This window comes from Pseudoalteromonas sp. L23, assembly GCF_021728455.1.
Classification (GTDB): domain Bacteria; phylum Pseudomonadota; class Gammaproteobacteria; order Enterobacterales; family Alteromonadaceae; genus Pseudoalteromonas.
In genome coordinates this window covers 60,063-81,869 of sequence record NZ_JAKKCW010000010.1, presented here as the reverse complement: position 1 = coordinate 81,869, position 21,807 = coordinate 60,063, and the positions used below count along the sequence as shown (strand labels likewise).

The following is a 21,807-nucleotide window of genomic DNA, read 5'->3' as shown; positions in this document are numbered from 1 at the left end:
AAATAACATGAAAAAACTAAACAAAAAGGTGCTCATGCCGCTTGCAATCGCGTTAGCAGTCAGTAACGCAGTAGCTGCTAGCAACAGTGTTGATCAACAAGCCACCTCTGCATCGAAGCAAAAGTCTGAACCAGCAGCGATACAAGGCACCGCGGTAACTCAACCGGATCAATTCGGGATCCGTAAACTCGATATGTCCAACCCGCAGCACTATCAATTAGCAAAGTCTCGATTAATGAAGGCAAATCGTATTGAGAGTGAATTCCCACAGCTACACAAAACACTAGACGTAGCAAAAGGACAGCACTTATCAGCAAAAATGAACATCACAACGTCCGCAGTACCACCTGTTAGCGAAACGGATGTGGATATCATTAAAGAAGCGCATTTCTTCTTAGATATGAACCTAGCCATTTCATCAGATACTAATGAACCATACCTGATTGTACGTGCGAAAAGCTCTCGTTTTGGCGGCACAAAAGCGACCTACATCGACTTATTATTAGAAGATGCAAACGGCAATCAGCTTGCGCCTTTAGGTTCTACATTTAATGTATTAGATGGTAAAGACACGCTTGCAACTTCGACTATTTCACTAAAGTCATTGAAAGCAAACTTTCCCGACCTAGATACCATTTACGCCAGTTCATACGTTGAACTTGAGCAAGAAGATGGCACTATCAGCACGACGATGAAGTACACTGAATACCCATTCTCATGGGAACACTTTGAAGCGCTGTATGGCTCTACTTCACCAGTTGCAAAAGGTGAGGCTTCTGCACTTAGCGTAGGGATCAGCTCATCATTGGATACACGTCCGAAATACAATGCGACTGCGCCTATCGATAAGAACAACGACGCTGTTATTAAGATCTGTTTAAACCGTAGTCACACTGACTGTGACTACGCAGCAGATCAATACCGTGAACCGAATGAAATTACCGATGTAAATATTCCATTCAATGGCGAATTACGCGTTCCTCACGAGATCACTGAAATCTATCCAACTGTGGGCGATTTACCAAACGGTATAGATGAACCAACGAATATCTATCTACAAGAAGGTATCTATGGCGGCGCGACAAAGCAAAGCTACAAAGGACTCGAAAACGCCGTTAAGCAATTTTCAGATTACTTGGAGTTTGAAGTTGATACAGTAAACCAAGAGTCGATTATTCGCTGGAATATTCCACGTTCAGAAGGACGTTTTGGTAATGCTAAACTGTTCTCTAATATCGCTGAAGCAAACTGGTATATGACCTTTGCTGTGAAAGGTTATCCGTACTTTAAGAAAGGACGTGGTGGCGCCGTTGCATTCCAAGTTTCACTAACCTCAGAAACATCAACACGTTTTGGTAACTTCTATAGTGAAGTATTGCCTATGATGAAGCTAGGGTACAGCTGTCTAGCAACGGGCACAATGATCACCATGGCCGATGGAAAACAACTTGCTATTGAAGACATTGCGAAAGGCGATTTGGTATTAGGTGCAATTGCTTCGAATACCCAAGTTAAAGAACCAATGCAAGTTATTGATGTGTCGGTTGGGATTGAAGCTATCAAGATGTATCGCGTAAAAGGCGCCGATGGCTCTGATATCTTAACTACTGAAACTCACCCAATTTCAACGTCAAATAAAGGAATTATTTGGGCGAAAGAACTAAAAGTTGGTGACCGTATCTTAACTGAGGATGGGTCAGTGCTGGTTACTAGCGTGACCAAAGAGAAGTATCGCGACAAGATTTATAACCTAAAACTTGCTCCAACAGCAGATTCTAAACTAGCTGAGTCTCGTAATTTTGCCATGTTTGCCAATGGTATGGCGGTAGGCGATCTTGCTACACAAGATGAGTTCAACTACAAAGATCAGGACTTACGCATGTCAGAAGAAGAGATTCTTCAACGTCTTCCTGAAAAGTGGAAAACAGACTACATCAACAGCCTGAACTAATCGCTGCATCTGGCCTCTCCTATTGAGGGGCCATACTTCTCAGTAAGGAATTCAACATGAAATTTATATATTCTCCATTGGCACGTGCCATGGGGGTAGTGGGACTTTTTGCCTGCAGTTTTTCAGCTACTGCGGGTCAAGTTGCTAATCCAGAGTTCACTACCCAAGCAAATAATTCTGATTTAGACTCAGTGACACTCGGTACTGCTTACCATAGCGAAAAAGAAGGCTTTTATGCACTGCAAAGTGTACTTGGTCGAGTTGATGAAACCTATGGTAATACCGAAATGGATTTTGTAGTCGGTGTAGATATGAGCTATAGCCAACTATCTAGCATGCTAGATGGTAACTTAGGCGCTGCACTTGATGTTCCTGTCATAAAAGTTGGGGTTGGCGCAAGCTACGCAAAACAAAACGCCGCAGATAACTACACCGGCACTTACACCCTATTTCTCTCCTTAAAACCAAAAAAACGGCTGTTAGTTGCGGATCCTCAAACCGGGTTTAAACCTACACAAGCTGCGCTTGATTTGGTCAATGCTAACCCTGGAGATAAATTCAATAATATTGGTAATGAGTTTGTATCTGCGATTGAGTACGGCTCTCAAGTTATGATCAATCTCAAGTTTCAATATAAAAATGACGAAGACAAAGTCAAATGGGGTGGTCAGCTTGGTGTAGACTGGGCGGGTAAAGTCAGTGTCAGTGGTAAACTGCAAAAAGTAGACGAAGATGTGAAGCGTAACATCAAAATTACCGTTTCTGCGCTACAACTTGGTGGTGATCCGACTGAACTTTTGAAGGTGATCCCTAATCAACTCGTCAACTGTACGATGGAAAACCCAACACCATGCTTTGATGTATTTAAAAACAGTATCGATTACATCAAAACTAACTACGTAACTCAGTTTGATACCTTAGATAAATACAATGTCGGTCGAGTCTTGACACAAAGTTATACTGACTCAGGGCCAAGCCTATCCCCGTTAGTACCTGATGATGTCTATCCTGCCAAAAGCATCCTAACTAAATTGGCGCTCAAAAACATGAGCGATGATTGGGTGCAAGCAATTCTCGACAATCGTCGTGCCGATAACCTACTCAATTACTATGCCAGTGAGTTGAATAACTCACATCGAACTGCATTAGAAACTATTCGCGATAATGCACTCTTTAACTCATTTATTCTGGCGGACGCCGTTGACTACTGTAAGCGTAATCCAATTGGTAATTACTGCCGCGATAGAGAGTTACAGACTCGTGGCCGCGTTCATCAGTATGACCGTAAATGGCTAGAATTATAAGGAATAAGACTATGTTAAAAGTCATGCTAACCAGCACATTAATTGCCTCCTTTGCTGCCACAATTGCACCATCAGCGCAGGCAAATACGACTTTATTTGAATCTCGAGATGTACTTACGCCACAACAAGCGCTAGGACGCTTTCAATGGTTGGAAAAGTGCTACCCAGGACTATTGGTTGAAGTCTCTGATAATATCTTTGATCCCACTACTCCCATTCCAAATGATGAGAAAATAGCAAATCTTAAAAAAGTAATGCTATACAAAAATAGTACCCTCAGGACTGATGCGAAATACCTTACCTTTGGAGATGAAGACAATGCGAATCCAAAGAATTGGTTTGCGGGTAAATCGCCAACGACATCTTGTTTGCAAATCCCGTCTGATTACCGGATCAGTGCTGTAATGATCACACCTGCAATACCGAATTATTGCACCACGAAGTCTCGTGAACGTGCTTATGAGTTTATCAAATCGGTTAAATTTTCAAATATTGAAAATACCAGTAGCAACACCTTTTACAGTAACTATGTCGGCGATACCGCGAAAATATATGCAGATAAAAGCTACCAGTTAACGTTAACTCCAGGATTTAGTAGTGCAGAAACATATCCAGAGACTTGGCATGTGTTTATTGACTGGAACCAAGATGGTGATTTTAACGATACAAAAGAAACCTTATTTGCTGGTGTTTCTGAGCAAGCAGTTCAGGTAGAAATTACACCGCCAACGGGCGCCAAAAAGGGCATGACGAAAATGCGCGTCACTATGGATTACTTGGGTGGCAGCAATGACGCATGTAAAGAAGTAGACTCCGGAGAGGTAGAAGATTACCTCCTTTACGTGAAGTAATAGGTGGCAACATGAACTTATACAAACAGACTATCGCGGCACTTATTGCCGGCACTACACCTTTCGCATTCGCAGATTCCAATTTTGTGAAAGAAGCGGAATTAATGCAAAAAGCACAGAATGTAAATACTTTTCAGAGCGAAATCCCTGGATTGATGAACGATCACATTGTACTAGGTACGGCTTATAACAGTGACCAAAAGCGCTTTTTGAATGTTCAAACTGTCGCAGGGGAAACTGTTGAAACTCTCGGCAATACCCGTGTGCAATTTGAACTAGTAAACAATGGCAGCTATGACGAAGTGCTCCGTCAACTCAATGGTAATGTTGATGTTGATGTTGGCTTTCCAGTCATTCGTGTGAAAGCTGGCGGTCACTTAGCCAAAGAGATGTCCTCGACTGAATTTTCTAATACTTATACTTTCCAAGCATCATTAACACCGAAAAAACGTGTACTTATGCCAGCGGATGCCAACATTGGTTACACCTTGACTCCGTCAGGTAATACGCTAGCAAATGAGTACCAAAGTAAGCTAATGAGCATGGCTGGCGATGGATTTATCAGTGAGATTGAATACGGTGCACAGCTACTCATTAACATGAAAATTGAATACTTAAGTGAGCAGCACAAAAGTGAGATTGGTGGTTACTTAGGGGTAAGTTACGGTGCTGGTAATATTGGTATTAGCGTCGATGGTAAGCTTAATTATATCGACGAAGACCTAAAGAAAAGTGTGCGTATTACCGTCAGAGCCTTACAAAAAGGCGGTGATCCTAAACAGCTTCTCAGCATAATCCCTAACAATATTATCACTTGTTCGCTCGATAACTACGAGCCTTGCTTTACTTTATTTGAACAAGCGGTGAACTATGCGAAGAACGATTTTGGTAATCAGTTTAATGCGTTATCTGATTACAACGTAGTGCGTTACAAGGCTACGCCTTACGAGATCAGCTCACAAGATGTACGTCGTTTAGATTCAGGTAATAAAGATATTCGCTTTGAAACCACTTACCGTACTTTATGGCTTGAAGATCAATTCAAAAAGTCGGTTAATCATGAACACCGTGCGCGTGGTGTACTTGCGCAATACGCTAGTTGGATGACGGATGTACAACGTCAAAAAGCAGAAGGCGTACAGGAAGCCGCTTACAACAATGCATGGATTTATGAGCAATATGCTCGAGTTTGTCGCGATAACCCTTATGGTACAGCTTGTACAGATGCGTGGAACGATTACCTAAATACCTGTAGTGGTAGTGGCGTCGGCTGCATACAAAACTACACGCTTGCCGATCTGAATATACCAGCTGATAACATGACGCAATACTTCAAATGTGAAAATGCCCGAGAAGCAACAGCAAACTTTGGGGTTGAAGAAAATCATGTATCACTTGGGTTTAGACAGTTGGGCTGGGCGCCTTCTTTTGTTGATGCAAATGACCCTGCTGCGGGCGTGATGGTTTGGCTACCATGTAAATCAGCCCTGCCAACTTATGGAACCGCTTTTGAAAATTAGTGTGTCGTAAAAACACTAAGACTCAATTAGTCCAATTGAGGCGTGGCAAGTAATAAACAGTAGAATATTGAATTATTACTTCCACGTCTTTTCCACAGTAAACCATCTACAGGAATTTATGTATGCACTTAAGAACCATATTAATAGTGCTCTGTGGCCTGTTAAGCTTTTATGCAAATGCACATACCTATTACTCTTTAAATACTGAGCATGAACAACTCGGACAGGGATTTGAACAGGAATTAGGCATACCGCTTGAATCGTGCCTCGATGGTCAGTGGCAATTTCAAGGTGGTAGCATGGGCGACTTGGCTTATCGTGGCGATTTTGACTCCGACACCATGATCAATACCATTACAGGTAGTGTAAAGGCTGGTATCAACTTAGTTATTTTTGGTGGCTCAGCCAAGTTTTCCATGCGCAGGAAAGTAACCAAAAATAGAAACTCAGCTGCCTCAGCGGTCGAGTTAACCTATGAAAAAGGAAGTTATAACTTTGAAAATCGAACCACCAAACCCGCTTTTGTCGAGCTGCTCAGTACAGATCCAACTCAGGTAAGAAACCGCTGTGGTGATAGCTTTATTCACAATATCAAACTTGGTTCTCGTATCTATGTTACCGCAAAGCTCCATTTCAAAGATCGCACAAAATACGAATGGTTTCAGACCAAAATCAAAGTGAAGTTTCTATTTTTCAGTAAAACTTTTACTAAAACCAAAGTATTTCAAGAGGCAACCAAAGATGCCGTCTATACGATTCAGGTGAATACCGATGGAGGTATGACGCCGGAACTCGCTAGACTCAGTAAAAATGGCACCATGCACTGCAAAACAGATAACCTAACTCCCTGTATTACATATGCCGACAATCTATTTAGCTACTTACTAGACGGTGGTGATTATGTCGACGACCTTAAAGACGAACATTTAAACGTTTTAAAGTACGAAGTCGAAAGCTATGAGGATTCTGGCCATTATGATCTCGCCTATGCTGGTCAAACAGCAATACCTAACCGCTATATTGCACTGTCCGCCAGACTCAGAAGTTATCAAGATTTAGTGTATGACGAAATAGAAAGGTTGAGTGCATTTAAAGCTGTGTCTGAAGACCCGCTTGAAATCGAACAGCTTACAGCTCGTATTACAGCTCGCAATTCTCAGCGCATTGGGCTCGAGCAAGCTGGCGAATACTGTGCGACTCTGCCTGGCACGACTCTATGCGAGAACCGCATTGAATCGGCAATCGCAAACGTTGATTAAACAACACGCTTATTCCGTTATTCACTCGTCCTTATTATTTTGTTCTCCAACCAATGAGGCTATATAGCCTCGCTTCTTTTCAGTAATCATCAATAAGCTATTACGGCTCAAACAAAATGTACTGCTTCCTTTTAATTTATTGTTTTTCTTGTTTTTAAAATTCACACCTAAAACAGATAGCTATACCATTGCTAGGAACCATGTGTAACTATTGGAAACTAGTATCTAAATAAAGTACACTTCTGCGCTTTCTGACTATTCAATAAAACAAAACAAGATATCAAGATGATCAAAAGCGCTATATACAAAGGAATCGTAACTTCATTGCTTGCATCAACTATAGCCGCATGTGGCGGTGGAAGTGGCAGCGACAGCAATGATACTGGAACTGACAAACCAATCACCAACTAATAAAGCCCAGTAATTGCAAGCATAGACCAATTACAGCAATAGAAAGGAACTCAATCACAGCCGTTGCGACCGTAACAGATGAAGACGGAGCGATTGAAGCTTTGCTTTGGGAGCAGACAGCTGGTACAACTGTTGAGCTCACAAACAACAATAGTGAAACGCTAGAGTTTCACGCGCCGGATATTGATGAGGCAACTACGCTCACGTTTAAGCTAACAGCTACCGATGATAAAGGAAGTTCACGTTCACAGGAATTGACCGTCAACCTAAGTGCTTACGCTCCACTTTCAAGCTTAACGATTTCAGACGCGGCGCTTGCTCAGTGCTTATCAGATACACACAAAGATGTAGGTATATCAATTGTTGAGTGTCGTGACTATCCAATCGAAACATTATCAGGTTTATCTGAGTTAACAGGTTTAACTACTGTAAATGTTACCAATGCAGAATTGAAGGATCTAAGTGAGCTTGCGGACATCTCGACACTGACGTCATTAAAGCTTGATAATGCTTTTTTAGAAACCGTTGATACTCAATATCTTGAAACTCACTTAACCCAAATAAGTGCGCTTACTAAGCTAGAATCACTATCAATTACTGAGAATGACATACACACTTGGGGAAACAGACGCTTACATTTCAGTAATTTAGACCTTTCTGGTTTCGAGCAATTAAAAACTCTTGAATTAGCAAACAACGATTACGACTACGAAACGCTCGCCTTAAATACGCTTCAGAGTGAAAGCCTAACGACTTTAAAGTTAAAACATTTTCGCATCGATGACCTCAGCGAATTAAGACGTTTCACTAATTTAAATAGCCTAGCGCTAGACAACATTGCAGATTTAAGTTCACTTGCATTTTTAAACTCCATACCTAACTTGAATGAATTACTTTTAAAAAATGTAGCTGCCGCAGACCATGCAGCTATCGAAGCCAAAACAGGATTGAAAAAGCTCGTTCTAGATGAAACACAAATCCAGGATTTCGAATTTTTAAGTGGATTTAGTGAATTAGAAGTGCTCGAACTAGCTGCTAGCACACAACTTGATATCAGCAGCATTATCAATAATAAGACGCTTAGGTCTTTGTCTTTAAATCAATTCAGACTTAGTAATACAAGCCAACTTTCGAGCCTTACTGAACTAGAATCACTAACGCTAGATTCTCTGAACATTTCATCTCTTAGCTTTTTAAAATCTATACCAGAGCTGAAATCACTTGATTTATCAAATCTGAATTACATCAATGACCTTGGCTGGTTATCTTTGACACCAAATCTAAATACATTGAGTATTTCTCAGATTGGTAACAATGTGGATTTATCCGTTTTATCAAACCTAACTAAAGTGTCGACATTAGAAATTGAAGACGTCAACTATAATTTCGATTTTAATAATATTTCTGAGATGCAAGCACTAGAAAAGCTTCATGTTTACGCAGGGTCATTTGAAGGCGTAAATAATATCGCACTGCCAAGCTTAACTTCGCTCTACGCTAGTGCTTACAACTTTTCAGAGCTAATTGACCTAACTAACCTATCGGCAATTAATTCTGTGGAACTACATTCACGTGAAAGTTACTACGCTAAAGCAGTAACTACGCTCGACGATTTAGGTTCTAACTCAAACTTGAAAATATTAAGGCTAGAAGGTTTTCCCCATTTAGAAAGCATCTCTCAACTCTCGCTATTTGACAATCTTGAAACATTGACAATCAGAGAGTCAAAAGTAACTGATATTTCTCCTGTAGCTACGTTAACAGCTTTAAAATCACTGACGTTACAAAAGTTCAGTAAATTTTTTAGAGCCGATATGCTTGCAAATTTGAACAAACTTGAAAGTCTAAAAATACAGGATAGTGCCATTTACTGTGATGATCAGGAGCTACTAAGTTCTGTTGATGACATAAACACACTCTTCGCTAACTCCAACTGTATTAAAAAACCTATCGACTTGAGTTTGATCACTGACGAAGCATTTAAACAATGCATCATTGTGCGAGGTTATCAAGACGCACTGGGGCGAGGCACTCTTACTTGCTACGGCTCTTTTATTAGCTCATTAGAAGGCATCGCTCAATTTGAAGATGTTACCCACATACACTTTATTGGTTCAATTAACAGTTCATTACTAGGGGATCCAAACTTAGCGCAACTTAGTTCACTCAATAGTATAGAAGTTAATGGGCTAAATGATGAATTGACGACAAAAGTGGTACTTCCTCAAACGCTGACTAAATTCCAACTAAATACAAATAACGATATAGTGTACGACTTTTCTTTCTTTGTTTTACCTACTAGCATGACTGAGTTAAATTTGAGTAATACCAAGCTGACAAACTATGGCGCAATTAAAAATTACGTCGAACTTACCAGTTTAGACTTGGACAATAGCAACATTTCAGATCTGTCACCGTTTTTCGATTTGACCAATCTGGAATATTTAAGTTTATATGGAAACCCAAATATCGACTGTGCTCAAGTAAGCAAACTACAAGAGTCGTTACCCAATGTTTGGCGTATCTCGAGTAGCTGTAATTAATTTTAACGCTAAGCATTAATTAAGTTGCTCAAATAAACACAGTCTCTTTGCGAGGCTGTGTTTCATTTCCACAATAACATTCTGCAAATTTTTATCTCAATCCGCTATACTAGCGCAAAAATTTTTTAAGCAAATTTATGGCGCTCAAATCTACTATTATTAAAGCCCAACTATCACTTAGCGATATGGACAGGCATGTTTACCAAGACTTTAATTTAACGCTAGCTCAACACCCTTCTGAAAACGAACAACGGTTAATGATCCGTTTACTTGCCTATGCACTGAATGCGTGTGAGGGACTTGAGTTTACTAAAGGCTTGTGCGCTGACGATGAACCTGAGCTATGGGTTAAGAACTACAGCGAAGAGATTGAGCTTTGGATTGAATTAGGACTGCCTGATGAAAAACGCCTTAAAAAAGCGTGCAATAAATCAAAGCAAGTGGTCCTCTATACCTATGGTGAAAATAATCAAGCTATTTGGTGGCAAAAACATCAGCCGAAATTATACGACTTTAAAAACCTGAGTATTTTCAGCTTGGATTATAGTGCGACTCAGGCTTTAGCTCAGTTAGCAGATCGTAGTATCAAGCTCACTATTACCATTCAAGATGGCGAAGTATGGGTAAGCTCTGATAGTGCTAATATTGAAATCAAACCACAACAGCTGATGTAACATTTTGCTCAGTGTTAGATGATGTAACTCATTGAACACTTGATCTCACTGGCAGCGATATCTGCCAGTGATTTATTAGAGGTGCTTTACATTAAAGCTTACGCCACACTGAGTCAGTGCCAGGTTGCTGACCGCGCGTCCACCAGCGCGCCTGATATTCAACGCCTAGATAACTCACTTTGTCGCCGCCAGTGTATGCCTTATTAGCACTCCATGAGTTACTGCCATCAGACTTATCTACCAGCTCCCACGCATCACTTTGATCGGGCTTTTGGCCTTTTACCCACCATTTAGCGCGATAGCTTTTGCCCTGATACACTGCGGTATCGCCAGCGGTATAAACTTGATCGGCACGCCATGTGTCACCACTTGGTGGTGGTGCGGTTTGGTTAGTCACTGTGATGGTAAAGCTAACAGTTTTTTCAAACGTGCCATCAGAAACGGTGACTTGCCCCTGATAGTCGGTATTTTGCTGAACCTCAGGCGCAGCCAACGTGATAGTTGCACCGCTACCGCTATAACTCAGTGGCACAGGGATCTGCCATGCAAAGGTGAGTGGATCTTTGTCATCATCAAACGCATGAACATGAAGTGATGAGCTTGAGCCTTCTTTTAGCGTGATATCGGCGGGGGTATGAACCACAGGGGCGCGGTTTTGTGGCTTAGCTAGAATTGAAAGGTTAAAAGTGTACTGGGGAAAACTTACAAACAGCTGATTAGCAGCGAGTTGCGCAGCATCAAATACAATATTGCCGTCACTTTGTTGTACGCCAATTTGCAGCGTATTCGCATGATTATTATTTAGTGTGCTAGCAAATTGCGCAGTCCAATGATTGATATTGCTTTGTGTTATCGACAGTTTTTCTTGTACCAATTCTTGGCCATCACCATCAAACACACGTAGCCATACCGTATCGCCTACATTGGCTTGTTGGCCAGGTTTAATTAAAAATCCAGCAGGCGTCCAACTTACCGGCTCAGTCGGTGTAGTATCACGCACTATAGTGACGTCGCTACAATTGTAAAAGCCTTCACCTACAACATCATCACGCTGCCAACGCGTATACAAGATAGCATCTCCGCTAAATTTACTCGGCACCGCGACCTGCATTTCATAATAGCGTTTACCATCTGGCGCAACGAAGAAGTCAACATTGCCATACTCTTGCACTAGCTCTAAATCTTGCCACGCTAGGGGCGTTGACTGAATATCCGCCTCCGGTTTGGTGAGATAAAACTGCCAAAAGCTAGGGTTGTGAGGCGTTGTTGCACGAAATCTCACGTTAATTTGGTTTTGAGCATTGGGCGTTATCGCGGTCCTTTGCCACTCACTCGACGCGATATTCATGCCCGCTTTATTTCTATCGCCACCCGCACAAAGTTGTCCGTCAGGAACAGCAGCCTGTACAGCTTGCAAATTAAAATAATCGGGAACATTCGCTGCAAACTCATGCTTTTGAACAAACTGCACATGTTCAGACGCTAGGTAAGCTGCTCGACATGCCGCGTTCGGGATATTGCTTCCATCTTTTGGCCACCAAAATCCCCCCTGTTCTTCACAAATCGCTTGTCTTGCCTTTGGACTATCCATATAACCATGTGCAAATGCGTTCGATGCTGCCATGCCAAGTGCCATGCCAATACTGACTGTTAACATTGAATTTTTCATTTTCTTCTACTCGTATTAGAGAAGTGACTGCCGCCACTTCGATTAAGATTAGAATGAGCGAGAGTCTATCGATGCTTGCCACACGAAATTCAACCTTGTTCTGTGCACCTAGGTTTCGCACGTTGATAAACACAACTTATCTTGGTCGCGCTACTGTGTTTCGACAGTAAAAAACAACGCTGTCATTTTTTAACAACTGATAAGCTATCGCACGTCCATGACATGCTCGCTTTCATTTTTTGTAATAGAAACGTATCCAAGTTAATTTTATTGTAAGAATCAACTCGAATTCGAGGCATTTTACTCAAGCACAAATCAATAACAATAGCTGAGATTATTAATTACATTCAGTACTTTATAACCAGATTGGAAAACGCCTTTACGCCATAACTCTGGCCTAAACACCTGTTTACTTTGACTATTACAATAATCAAAACAATTGAAATACTTTATTCTCTAATAGTTAACAATCAGAAGGCGCTACTCTATGTAAAGTTTTATCTACATTGGGTACTAAATTACATTTAATAAAAACACTTTGTTCTTATCAAAAATATTAAAAACAATCCTTTTTACTCAGTCACGTTTTGTACTATAGCCTTATAATTTGGCTATACTTAGACTTTACTGCTTACTTGGAAATGATTTTGCGAACGCTATTTACGTTACTGTTGCTCATTGTGGTGTTTATCACAGGGTTTATTATGGGTGTGTACACTTTACCGATAATGACGCAACCTCCGGCGGCTAGCCACACAGAAATACTGGCGATCAGTAAAGCCGCAACATACAAAGGCCAATTCAAGAAGGAGCTTAAAGATTCAGACGCATTACACTACGCCACTGGTGAAATTTATTTTACGGATAATCATATTGCATTTGTGGGGGAGATAGCCCCAGGGCCTGATTATCGGCTTTACCTCGCCAAAACATTTATTGAGACAGAAGCCGACTTTAAAGCACAAAAACACACCGTGGTGGAAATTGCTAACATAAACCAATTTTCGCAGTTCGTGCAGCGTAAATATCGCCAAGTCGATCTGGCCCAGTTTCAGAGCGCTATTATTTGGTGTGAACATTTTGAGCAGTTTATATCGGCAGCGCCATTACAACGCGTTGGTAGCGAGTAGGACTGAAGGAACTGTTTTACGCAGCGATCTTGTGTTTCTTCACCGGAAGATAATCCACTCAGCTAGGCTAGTAACCTCTCGCCGGGTAAATCGTCTCCCACAGCGCATTCTACACGTTAGAGTAGGAGCTGCTTTACGCAGCGATCTTGTGTTTCTTATTCAGCCAAAATCCTATTAGCTAAGCTAGTAACTGCTCGGCGGATAAGCCTCCTCCCACAGTGCATTCTACACGTTAGAGTAGGAGCTGCTTTACGCAGCGATGAATCTTCGAAATCAAAGCAAAAAAAGCCACACTGCTAGAGTGTGGCTTGGGAGCATTGCATGGGTGTATTGTTGCAATGATTCTTTCCAGTAATGCGAGTAATTAAGCAGCTTGCTCGTCGTCTTGCCCTAACCGAATTAGATAATCAAAAGCGCCTAAGCTTGCTGTCGCTCCTCCACCCATCGCAATAATAATTTGCTTAAACGGTGTGGTGGTTGCATCGCCTGCGGCGTAAACACCAGCTAGACTTGTCGCACCTTTGCTGTCAATTTCGATTTCACCAAAGCGGCTAAGTGCAACTTCACTCGACTTTAACCATTCAGTATTTGGTACAAGTCCAATTTGTACAAAAATGCCAGCCAGTGCCAACGAATGAGCGTCACCGCTGACCCTGTCTATGTAATTAAGACCCGTTACTTTACTACCATCTCCAACTACTTCTGTGGTTTGTGCGTTTTTAATAATGGTGATGTTGGCAAGGCTTTTCGCCTTTTTGATCAGCACTTCGTCAGCTCTAAGCGTATCGGCAAATTCTAATACCGTGACGTGTTCAACAATATTTGCCAAGTCGATAGCTGCTTCAATACCCGAGTTACCGCCACCAATAACCGCGACAGGTTTCCCCTTAAATAACGGACCATCGCAATGTGGACAATATGCTACGCCTCTACCCTTGTACTCGGTTTCGCCGGGTACATTCATGCTTCTCCATCGTGCACCTGTAGCCAATACTAAAGATTTGGCCCTTAATACCGCACCGCTTTCAAGCGTGATATCAATAGTTTCGCCTTTGTTAATTGCCGCTGCACGCTGGTTCTTCATCACATCAACGCCATACTGGTTAATATGCTCTTCTAACTGTGCAACCAGCTTAGGGCCTTCAGTTTTTTGCACTGAAATAAAGTTCTCAATACCCAAAGTATCGGCAACTTGGCCGCCAAAACGCTCCGCAACTACCCCTGTATTTAACCCTTTACGAGCAGCATAGATAGCAGCTGATGCACCAGCGGGGCCGCCACCTACAACGAGCACGTCAAACACGTCTTTCTCGTTAAGTAATGCCGCTTGTTTTTCACCAGCTTTACTATCCAATTTGAGTAGTATATCGTTCAGGCTCACTGCGCCTTGGCTAAATTGCTCACCATTTAAGTACACGGTTGGCACGGCCATGATGTTGCGTGATTCCACTTCTTCTTGGAACAAAGCGCCATCAATCATGGTGGTGGTAATATTTGGGTTAACAGCCGCCATGAGATTCAAAGCCTGTACGACTTGCGGACAAGTTTGGCAACTCAGTGAAATGTAAACCTCAAAGTTCAATGCGTTATCTATATTTGTGATCAGTTCGAGATCGTCTGCCGATGCTTTAGTTGCATGACCGCCTGAATGCAATAATGCAAGTACCAAACTGGTAAACTCATGTCCCATAGGAACACCAGCAAACGTAATTTCGCTCTTTGTTTCAACACCATGCACCACCATTTGTGGGATACGTTCACCTTCAATTGATTCAGATAAAGTAATTTTGTCGCTCAATGACGCTAAGTCTTGTGCTAACCCTTTTAGCTCTTGCGATTTTTTACTGTCATCAACGGTAATGACGAGTTCAATCGGACGTTGTAGAGAGCTAAAATGGCTTTGTAGTTGAGTTTTAATTTGGTTGTCTAACATATAAGGTAACCCTCTGCAGAAACTACAGTAAAAATTCGCAAAAACGATGAATTTGATTCATCTAGATGGTTGAGATGGGAGTGCATACCGCACTCCCCAGACAAATTAGATTTTGCCAACTAGATCTAGTGAAGGTGCGAGTGTTTCTTCACCTGGCTGCCAAGAAGCTGGACATACTTCACCATCGTGAGATGCGATGTATTGAGCAGCTTGTACTTTACGTACTAGCTCTTTAGCACTGCGACCAATACCTAGGTCATGCGTTTCGATAACTTTGATTTCACCCTCTGGGTTGATAACAAAAGTACCACGAAGTGCAAGACCTTCTTCCTCGATCATTACACCGAAGTTACGAGTAATACGGCCTGTCGGGTCACCAATCATTGGGAATTGGATTTTCTTAATAGTGTCTGACGCATCGTGCCATGCTTTATGCGTGAAGTGCGTGTCTGTCGATACAGAGTAAACTTCTACACCCATTTCTTGTAGCTGTGCGTAGTAGTCAGCTAAGTCACCAAGCTCCGTTGGACATACAAATGTGAAATCCGCAGGGTAAAAGAATACGATTGACCATTTACCTAGTAGGTCTTGCTCAGAAACTTCTACGAAGTCGCCACCATGGTATGCAGTTGCGTTGAATGGTTGAATTTTAGTATTGATTAATGAAGTGCTCATCGCTTTCCTCACTGTTGTTTAGTTTAAATAATGTTGGCGATTACTGTTCGCCTTGGCTTGAGTACAAAGATAAGGGGAAGTGCTGATTAAATAAAATGGATTGTTTGAATCACTGTAATCGGAAAAACTGATAGCTCTCTTATAAGTGATCAACTAATTCAGCATAAGAGTATAAAAATAAGATAATTACGGTATGATCCCAGCAATTAACTACAGCAGAGCGTGACTATGCACCCGTACTTCAATCATATTCAACTTGGTTACTTTGGCTTTATTCCCTTTTTGGCTTGTATCGCATGGACGCTAATGACAGGTGCATCGAGTGACGTGCTTCATGCTTTTCAATTTTACAGTCTGGGGATTCTAGCTTTTATGGCCGGCAGTTTATGGCGTGCAGGAGAGCAAACCTACAAACAAGCGATACTGGCCGTGATTGTCGTGATCCCTTACCCCCTACTTAGTATTGCAGCACCACAATGGTTGCTTCTCTATCTCGCTATCGCATATTGGCTCGTATATTTTATAGAGCGCAGTTCATCCCGCTGGAGTGACTATCATAAAGACTATCAAAAAATGCGAACAGTACTGACTTCTCTCGTTTTTGTTAGTCATCTATTTATGATTGCTCAAGCACTTGAATTAAACACATAAGTGGCTTGCTTCTGAAGTTCAATTAACTATAACTAAAGATAACTGAAGCACCAGAAGCCAAAGTAATTTGATCAAACGCGCGTTACCTCCCTTAGTAATATGGATAGCCATCATCTTTTTTGGTGGCTACATGTACTATATTGGTCACTACGAATACGAGAGCTACGAAGAGTTGTTCTGGTTCGGCATTTCTTTCACTTTATTCAATTTGATCACCAGAGAAATCGCAAATTCGTTCTTACGCATTGCCCTACTTGTGTATTGTGCGGGCCTACTCCTTGATATTATTGATAATTTCACCGACGGTTTTTCCATTCCCTTACTTAACTTTGACACTTCTTTGAAAAATATCGGTTTTTTACTCATCAGCTTTGGTTTTTACTGCATGATCACCAATAAAAGAGCCAGCATTACAGAGCTAAAAAAAGAAGTAGAGAGAAGAAGATTGTTAGAGGAGCGGATGCGGTATGAAGCTGACCATGATGCGATGACAGGCGTGGGTAGTCGTCGCGCATGTTTTGAAGGCTTGCAAACACATCGCTTTGATGATCAATGGCTACTCTACCTCGATTTAGATAATTTTAAGCAAGTGAATGACAACTATGGCCATCATATTGGCGACGAGGTTTTGATTAAGTTTACGCAGAATATGAAAGATTACTTTGGCTTAGATTACAGCTTTCGTATCGGGGGAGACGAATTTATTGCCTATATTAATGCAGTGCTTCCGGATACAGACGAAGTAAGAGCGGCATTATTAAAGGGATTACACGATTACAAAATTAACGTCAGTATTGGAATGGTCAAAGTTGACCCAGCTAAACAAGCTGATCTCATCATCCACGAAGCCGATGAGCATATGTATGGCGATAAGCGCGGTAAATCACTCAGATCTAGTGCTCGAGGATAACACTTAGCACTGTTTTATTGGTTAAATTTCAATGACGCTCAGCGCACCAAAATCCAATTACAATTCTACGCTAACTTCTCTAAATTTATAGCTTTTTTAAAAGCTAAAGAAGTAGCACTATTTTCCAATGATTGCTAAGCTTGCGTTAATATCAAGTTACAAGGGAAAATAACGTGTTTGCAAAACTATTTACAAACAATGAAACCCAACAAGCCTTATTAGCCGCGCAACAAGAGATTGCCAGTTTAAAACATGCGAATGCGCAATTAGTTGCTGAAAATGAGTCGTTAAAACAAGAAGTTGTAAGCTCACAAGCTGCGCTCAATGATAATACTGACAATCAACTACTGCAGTGTGCATTGACTGGGTTAAGCCAAGTGCAAGGGATCCGCGAAACCGTTCTTGCGAGCTTTATGAGTATTGAAGAAGAAAGCCATTCAATTGAGCAAGTAAACTCCGCCTTTTCTAAATCTGAAACCGCATTGCGTAAAATACTCACGGGAATGGAGCAGCTCGGCGGTAATATGGACAGAATGACCACCAATATTTCTGGCCTATCGCAGATGGCAGATAGCATTAATACCTTTGTTACGACGATTTCAAAAATTTCAGATCAAACGAATCTGCTAGCGCTTAATGCTGCTATTGAAGCAGCCCGAGCGGGTGAAGCTGGCCGTGGCTTTTCGGTTGTCGCCGATGAGGTACGCGCACTGGCAACCAATACCAATGAATCCGCTAACGAAGTCTCCGATTTAGTCAAAAAAATCATCGATACAACTCACACAACCGTGAGTGCTGTAGAAGAAATTCAAGCGTCTAATATCACGCTATCTGACAGTATTGGACACTTAAACGATGAATACGAAGGGATTGTAAGTTGTTGTGATTCAATGAAAGACACCATTTTGGTTTCTACCACTCAAACTTTTATCCAGACAGTAAAGCTCGATCATGTCGTTTGGAAAGGAGACGTATACAACGTTATTATTGGCAATAGCCATAAAAATATCAGCGACTTTGCCGATCATACGATGTGCCGCTTAGGCAAGTGGTTTAGTGGCGATGGCGCCCAAAAGTTTGGCGGTCACAACGCGTTTAAACGCCTAGAAGCTCCGCATAAAGAAGTCCATAGAGCTGGTGTAGAAGCAATGAAAAAGTTTAAAGCAGGCGATTCTCAAGGCGCAGTAAAACAGCTTAACCAAATGGAACATGCCAGCGTTGAAGTAATGGACTTACTCGATCAACTAGGGCATTGATAAGCAAGTTCTTTACAGACACATAGCAACCGAAAGCGAATTTCAGAGGTACGATAAGGTTAATACCCAATGGCTAGAGAGAGCAAAAGGCTGACTCAGGGAGATATTATGGACAACCGAGATGAATTAATAAACCTAACTAAAAAAGGGATAGGATTCCCATTTGCAGGTTTAATGGTAATTTGCTTTTGTACTTTAGCCATTCATTTTATGCCGCAAAGACAAGCTTTGGTCATGGTGATTTTTGCAACCGGAAGTACATTCCCAATAGCCTTCCTAATCTCAAAAATGTTCAAAGTCAATCCATTTGCTAAACACCCCCCGTTATCAAACTTAGGGACGGTGTTAGCATGCGCCCAATTTTTATATTGGCCAGTATTAATCTTAGTATTTCAATTAGTCCCAAATTGGTTCCCTTTTGCCTTCGCCATTCTTTTTGGCTCTCACTTCATTCCATTTGGTTGGCTTTATAAAAGCAGAGCTTATTACTTTCTGGGCATTGCAATGCCTTTAGTTGGGTGTGTAATGACGGCTTTTGGCAGCGAGTTTTCCTATTCGTATACATTTTGGGCACTTATTCCTCTGTATTTTTTTACGTGTAAACTACTTCTTAAAGAGAACTCTTCATTTAGGTATGCTGAGTTATAAACGCTTATAATAGACAAATAATGGTCCTACACCGTTCCGATATAAATAAAGGAAATCAATGCAATACCAGACTAAAAGGATAATAGGCTGTATTTTCCTTTCAACATTTGCGGGTATTGCTATCTTTACTGCAGTTGCACATCTTTCATGTATTTATTTGGGTGCTAGTTGCTATCGCGCGCAACTTGCTCCAGCAGATATTATCGACTCCGCCATCGCAGGCACTTGGTATGCGCCTACTGCAACCGTTTTTATCTCCGCATTATTTCTAACCACTGCCGCCTACGCACTTTCGGCCCTCAAGTGGATCAAACCATTACCTATGCTTAGCCCTGCCATCTTTACTATTTCAACGTTATGTTTAGTAAGGGGAGCAATTACACTGCCGCTAGCTATAGTTTTCCCTGAAAAAACCACCAGTTTTGCAATTTTGGCTGGGAGCATTTGGTTTTTGGCGGGTGTATTTTGTCTAGTTGGTTTTAAACTAATAAAAGAGCCAATTGCTACAAGATAACTGCCTAGTTTGATAAACTCCTCGTTTTACTGATTTAGACAGTTCCATGATACTCGATAAAAACTGGCGTATTCTTACCGTTGGTGACGGCGATTTAAGCTTCTCATATTCATTAGCAAAGTACTTTGCTCCAGCCCATCTTACTGCCAGTGTTTACGACAGTGAAGGTGAACTTAAGCATAAATATCAAGATAATGCATTTGATAAACTACATACTCTAGGGATTGATGTAGTGACTCAATTTGATGTCACTGAGGCACATTGTTGGCAAAAAGTGCCGTCGCATGCCTTTGATGCGGTAATTTTTCAGTTTCCTCTCATTCCTGCGTTTGACTCGCTTGAAAGCTTCCAAAACCAGACTTTGAGCGTTAACAGCCTCAATCGGAAATTGCTGCGAGAATTCTTAATAAACGCAGCGGCTTATGCACTTGACCCAAATGGCGCTCAACTCGGGATCATTACCTCAAAGGACGTAAAGCCCTATATTGAGTGGGATCTAGAAGGCAGCCTTGTCAACGGACTTGAACAATATTACCTCGGTCAGTCTCAGTTTGAGATTTCACACTTCCCAGAGTATCAAATTCGCAATGTCGACCGTGATAAGCACGTAAAAGACACCAGTGGTATTAGCTATTACTGGTCTGTTAACCCAGCTCACGCCATAAAAGAAAAACTCAAAGTGCCTGACTACTTGGGTGATAATTACTGTACCATTTGTAGAGCAGGCCCTTTTATCAATGACAGCGATAAGCTCGCGCACTTAGACTCGAAAAAGCATAAAAATATGCAAAAACATGAAAGTGCTTGGCTTAACTACCTGAATACGTAAGCACAATTGGAACGATAACAAAAAGAAAATACTGAAAATTAAAAGTAAATAAATCAACAAATAACCATTTCAAAAACCAATAAAGGCATAAAATATACAAAAGTAATTGAGCCATTATTTAGACACGATTAGACTAGCCTTATATCGCCATCTTTTAAGCTTGTTATTTATCTTGTTGGGGTCTCAATGTCACTACTTAGCCGCGACTTTGTCATTGCGATTTTATGCCTGCTTTGCGCTATGGTCACCATCCAATCTGGAGCCTCTATTGCCAAGCAGTTATTTCCATTTGTTGGGCCTGAGGGCACCACAGCATATCGCCTAGGATTTTCAGCTCTTATTTTGTGCTTGGTGTTCAAGCCTTGGCGTCATTTACCGACAAACTGGCGACCACTCATCGTCTATGGCCTATGTTTGGGCGGCATGAATATCACCTTTTACTATGCCATTGAACGTATCCCTATTGGCATTGGTGTGGCCTTAGAGTTTACCGGGCCACTCGCCGTAGCGCTATTTTCATCTAAACGGAAACGTGATTATTTGTGGGTTGCATTTGCTATTTTAGGAATTTTGCTGTTGTTACCAGATCTTGGCGATGTCAATGGTTTAGACCCAGTAGGTGTTGCTTTAGCCTTGGTTGCTGGCGCTTGTTGGGCAGGATATATTCTCTATGGTAAGCGCTCAGGCAACGAAAGCTCCGGCGGGGTGACTGTGGCAATCGGCATGACGGTTGCCGCGCTTACTATCGTACCGTTTGGCGTGATGTCTCAAGGTGTAGCCCTCCTTAATTGGTCACTTATTCCATTGGGTATCGCAATTGGTTTGTTATCCAGCGCCCTGCCTTATAGCCTAGAAATGGTAGCGCTTCGAAAAATGCCCGCACAAGGGTTTAGTATTTTAATGAGCGTTGAACCTGCGGTTGCGGCGTTGGCTGGCTTTTTAATTCTTGGAGAGTTACTGACTGTTTGGCAATGGCTTGCTATTTTTATGGTAATTACCGCTTCCGTCGGCAGTTCGGTGTCTAGTAAAGAGTAGGTAGCTTAATTTTCGTATAACTGAAATAGGGTAAATAGAGGGAG

At 41.6% G+C, this 21,807-nt stretch carries 18 protein-coding genes; 15 read left to right on the top strand and 3 right to left on the bottom strand.

The features are described 5' to 3' along the window. Positions 1-7: 7 nt before the first annotated feature. The 7 genes from L3V43_RS16430 (at position 8) to L3V43_RS16400 (ending at position 10,513) form a co-directional block, all read left to right on the top strand. Positions 8-1,951 carry a Hint domain-containing protein gene (locus L3V43_RS16430; protein ID WP_237116999.1) on the top strand — a complete coding sequence of 648 codons (1,944 nt, stop codon included), beginning with the start codon at positions 8-10 and terminating at the stop codon, positions 1,949-1,951. A gap of 56 nt (positions 1,952-2,007) precedes the next feature. After that, the gene (locus tag L3V43_RS16425) at positions 2,008-3,255 is read left to right on the top strand and encodes a hypothetical protein (RefSeq protein WP_010607428.1); all 1,248 of its coding nucleotides are present in this window, start codon (positions 2,008-2,010) and stop codon (positions 3,253-3,255) included. Between the two features lie 11 nt (positions 3,256-3,266). After that, positions 3,267-4,106 carry a GEVED domain-containing protein gene (locus L3V43_RS16420; protein WP_237117000.1) on the top strand — a complete coding sequence of 280 codons (840 nt, stop codon included), beginning with the start codon at positions 3,267-3,269 and terminating at the stop codon, positions 4,104-4,106. A gap of 11 nt (positions 4,107-4,117) precedes the next feature. Continuing rightward, positions 4,118-5,626 carry a hypothetical protein gene (locus L3V43_RS16415; protein ID WP_174170648.1) on the top strand — a complete coding sequence of 503 codons (1,509 nt, stop codon included), beginning with the start codon at positions 4,118-4,120 and terminating at the stop codon, positions 5,624-5,626. 122 nt (positions 5,627-5,748) lie between these two features. After that, positions 5,749-6,885 carry a hypothetical protein gene (locus L3V43_RS16410; RefSeq protein WP_237117001.1) on the top strand — a complete coding sequence of 379 codons (1,137 nt, stop codon included), beginning with the start codon at positions 5,749-5,751 and terminating at the stop codon, positions 6,883-6,885. 512 nt (positions 6,886-7,397) lie between these two features. Next, the gene (locus tag L3V43_RS16405) at positions 7,398-9,839 is read left to right on the top strand and encodes a leucine-rich repeat domain-containing protein (protein ID WP_237117002.1); all 2,442 of its coding nucleotides are present in this window, start codon (positions 7,398-7,400) and stop codon (positions 9,837-9,839) included. Between the two features lie 137 nt (positions 9,840-9,976). Further along, complete coding sequence (locus L3V43_RS16400; protein ID WP_010607423.1) at positions 9,977-10,513, top strand: YaeQ family protein; 537 nt, start codon at positions 9,977-9,979, stop codon at positions 10,511-10,513. 91 nt (positions 10,514-10,604) lie between these two features. Here L3V43_RS16400 and L3V43_RS16395 read toward each other — a convergent pair whose 3' ends face one another. After that, positions 10,605-12,182 carry a lytic polysaccharide monooxygenase gene (locus L3V43_RS16395; protein ID WP_237117003.1) on the bottom strand — a complete coding sequence of 526 codons (1,578 nt, stop codon included), beginning with the start codon at positions 12,180-12,182 and terminating at the stop codon, positions 10,605-10,607. Positions 12,183-12,823: 641 nt separating this feature from the next. On the opposite strand from L3V43_RS16395, the gene L3V43_RS16390 reads away from it, so the two are divergent. Beyond that, on the top strand, positions 12,824-13,312 hold the full coding sequence (locus tag L3V43_RS16390; RefSeq protein WP_211865944.1) for a DM13 domain-containing protein: 489 nt from the start codon (positions 12,824-12,826) through the stop codon (positions 13,310-13,312). A gap of 364 nt (positions 13,313-13,676) precedes the next feature. On the opposite strand, the gene ahpF is transcribed toward L3V43_RS16390, so the two are convergent. Together ahpF and ahpC are read right to left on the bottom strand one after the other, a co-directional pair. Beyond that, positions 13,677-15,245, bottom strand: coding sequence for an alkyl hydroperoxide reductase subunit F (gene ahpF, locus L3V43_RS16385; protein ID WP_237117004.1), 1,569 nt, complete (start codon positions 15,243-15,245; stop codon positions 13,677-13,679). Between the two features lie 105 nt (positions 15,246-15,350). After that, entirely contained in the window at positions 15,351-15,920 is a 570-nt protein-coding gene (ahpC, locus tag L3V43_RS16380; protein ID WP_010377859.1) for an alkyl hydroperoxide reductase subunit C, read from the bottom strand. 228 nt (positions 15,921-16,148) lie between these two features. Between ahpC and L3V43_RS16375 the strand changes: the two genes are divergently transcribed. From L3V43_RS16375 to L3V43_RS16345, 7 genes are all read left to right on the top strand, one after another. Beyond that, the gene (locus L3V43_RS16375) at positions 16,149-16,571 is read left to right on the top strand and encodes a DUF3429 domain-containing protein (RefSeq protein WP_235367889.1); all 423 of its coding nucleotides are present in this window, start codon (positions 16,149-16,151) and stop codon (positions 16,569-16,571) included. A 130-nt stretch (positions 16,572-16,701) separates the two neighbouring features. Further along, positions 16,702-17,481, top strand: a complete 780-nt coding sequence (locus L3V43_RS16370) for a GGDEF domain-containing protein (protein ID WP_010607418.1) — start codon at positions 16,702-16,704, stop codon at positions 17,479-17,481. Positions 17,482-17,654: 173 nt separating this feature from the next. Beyond that, a complete protein-coding gene (locus L3V43_RS23770; RefSeq protein WP_010607417.1) occupies positions 17,655-18,737 on the top strand; it encodes a methyl-accepting chemotaxis protein in 1,083 nt (360 codons plus the stop codon). Between the two features lie 69 nt (positions 18,738-18,806). After that, a complete protein-coding gene (locus L3V43_RS16360) occupies positions 18,807-19,385 on the top strand; it encodes a hypothetical protein (protein ID WP_102058510.1) in 579 nt (192 codons plus the stop codon). 58 nt (positions 19,386-19,443) lie between these two features. Then, positions 19,444-19,899, top strand: coding sequence for a hypothetical protein (locus L3V43_RS16355; protein ID WP_102058509.1), 456 nt, complete (start codon positions 19,444-19,446; stop codon positions 19,897-19,899). Between the two features lie 46 nt (positions 19,900-19,945). Continuing rightward, the gene (locus tag L3V43_RS16350) at positions 19,946-20,728 is read left to right on the top strand and encodes a Rossmann-like fold-containing protein (protein WP_237117005.1); all 783 of its coding nucleotides are present in this window, start codon (positions 19,946-19,948) and stop codon (positions 20,726-20,728) included. A 186-nt stretch (positions 20,729-20,914) separates the two neighbouring features. Next, positions 20,915-21,763: a DMT family transporter gene (locus tag L3V43_RS16345; RefSeq protein WP_102058507.1), complete on the top strand. Its 849-nt coding sequence runs from the start codon at positions 20,915-20,917 to the stop codon at positions 21,761-21,763. Positions 21,764-21,807 lie beyond the last annotated feature (44 nt).

Coding starts and splice junctions, on each gene's coding strand:
- L3V43_RS16420 (WP_237117000.1), top strand. CDS start 3,267: ATGTTAAAAGTCATGCTAACCAGCACATTAATTGCCTCCTTTGCTGCC.
- ahpF (WP_237117004.1), bottom strand. CDS start 15,245: ATGTTAGACAACCAAATTAAAACTCAACTACAAAGCCATTTTAGCTCT.
- L3V43_RS16390 (WP_211865944.1), top strand. CDS start 12,824: ATGATTTTGCGAACGCTATTTACGTTACTGTTGCTCATTGTGGTGTTT.
- L3V43_RS16400 (WP_010607423.1), top strand. CDS start 9,977: ATGGCGCTCAAATCTACTATTATTAAAGCCCAACTATCACTTAGCGAT.
- L3V43_RS16350 (WP_237117005.1), top strand. CDS start 19,946: ATGATACTCGATAAAAACTGGCGTATTCTTACCGTTGGTGACGGCGAT.
- L3V43_RS16410 (WP_237117001.1), top strand. CDS start 5,749: ATGCACTTAAGAACCATATTAATAGTGCTCTGTGGCCTGTTAAGCTTT.
- L3V43_RS16370 (WP_010607418.1), top strand. CDS start 16,702: ATGTACTATATTGGTCACTACGAATACGAGAGCTACGAAGAGTTGTTC.
- L3V43_RS16430 (WP_237116999.1), top strand. CDS start 8: ATGAAAAAACTAAACAAAAAGGTGCTCATGCCGCTTGCAATCGCGTTA.
- L3V43_RS16345 (WP_102058507.1), top strand. CDS start 20,915: ATGTCACTACTTAGCCGCGACTTTGTCATTGCGATTTTATGCCTGCTT.
- L3V43_RS16425 (WP_010607428.1), top strand. CDS start 2,008: ATGAAATTTATATATTCTCCATTGGCACGTGCCATGGGGGTAGTGGGA.
- L3V43_RS16395 (WP_237117003.1), bottom strand. CDS start 12,182: ATGAAAAATTCAATGTTAACAGTCAGTATTGGCATGGCACTTGGCATG.
- L3V43_RS16360 (WP_102058510.1), top strand. CDS start 18,807: ATGGCTAGAGAGAGCAAAAGGCTGACTCAGGGAGATATTATGGACAAC.
- L3V43_RS16355 (WP_102058509.1), top strand. CDS start 19,444: ATGCAATACCAGACTAAAAGGATAATAGGCTGTATTTTCCTTTCAACA.
- L3V43_RS16415 (WP_174170648.1), top strand. CDS start 4,118: ATGAACTTATACAAACAGACTATCGCGGCACTTATTGCCGGCACTACA.
- ahpC (WP_010377859.1), bottom strand. CDS start 15,920: ATGAGCACTTCATTAATCAATACTAAAATTCAACCATTCAACGCAACT.
- L3V43_RS16375 (WP_235367889.1), top strand. CDS start 16,149: ATGCACCCGTACTTCAATCATATTCAACTTGGTTACTTTGGCTTTATT.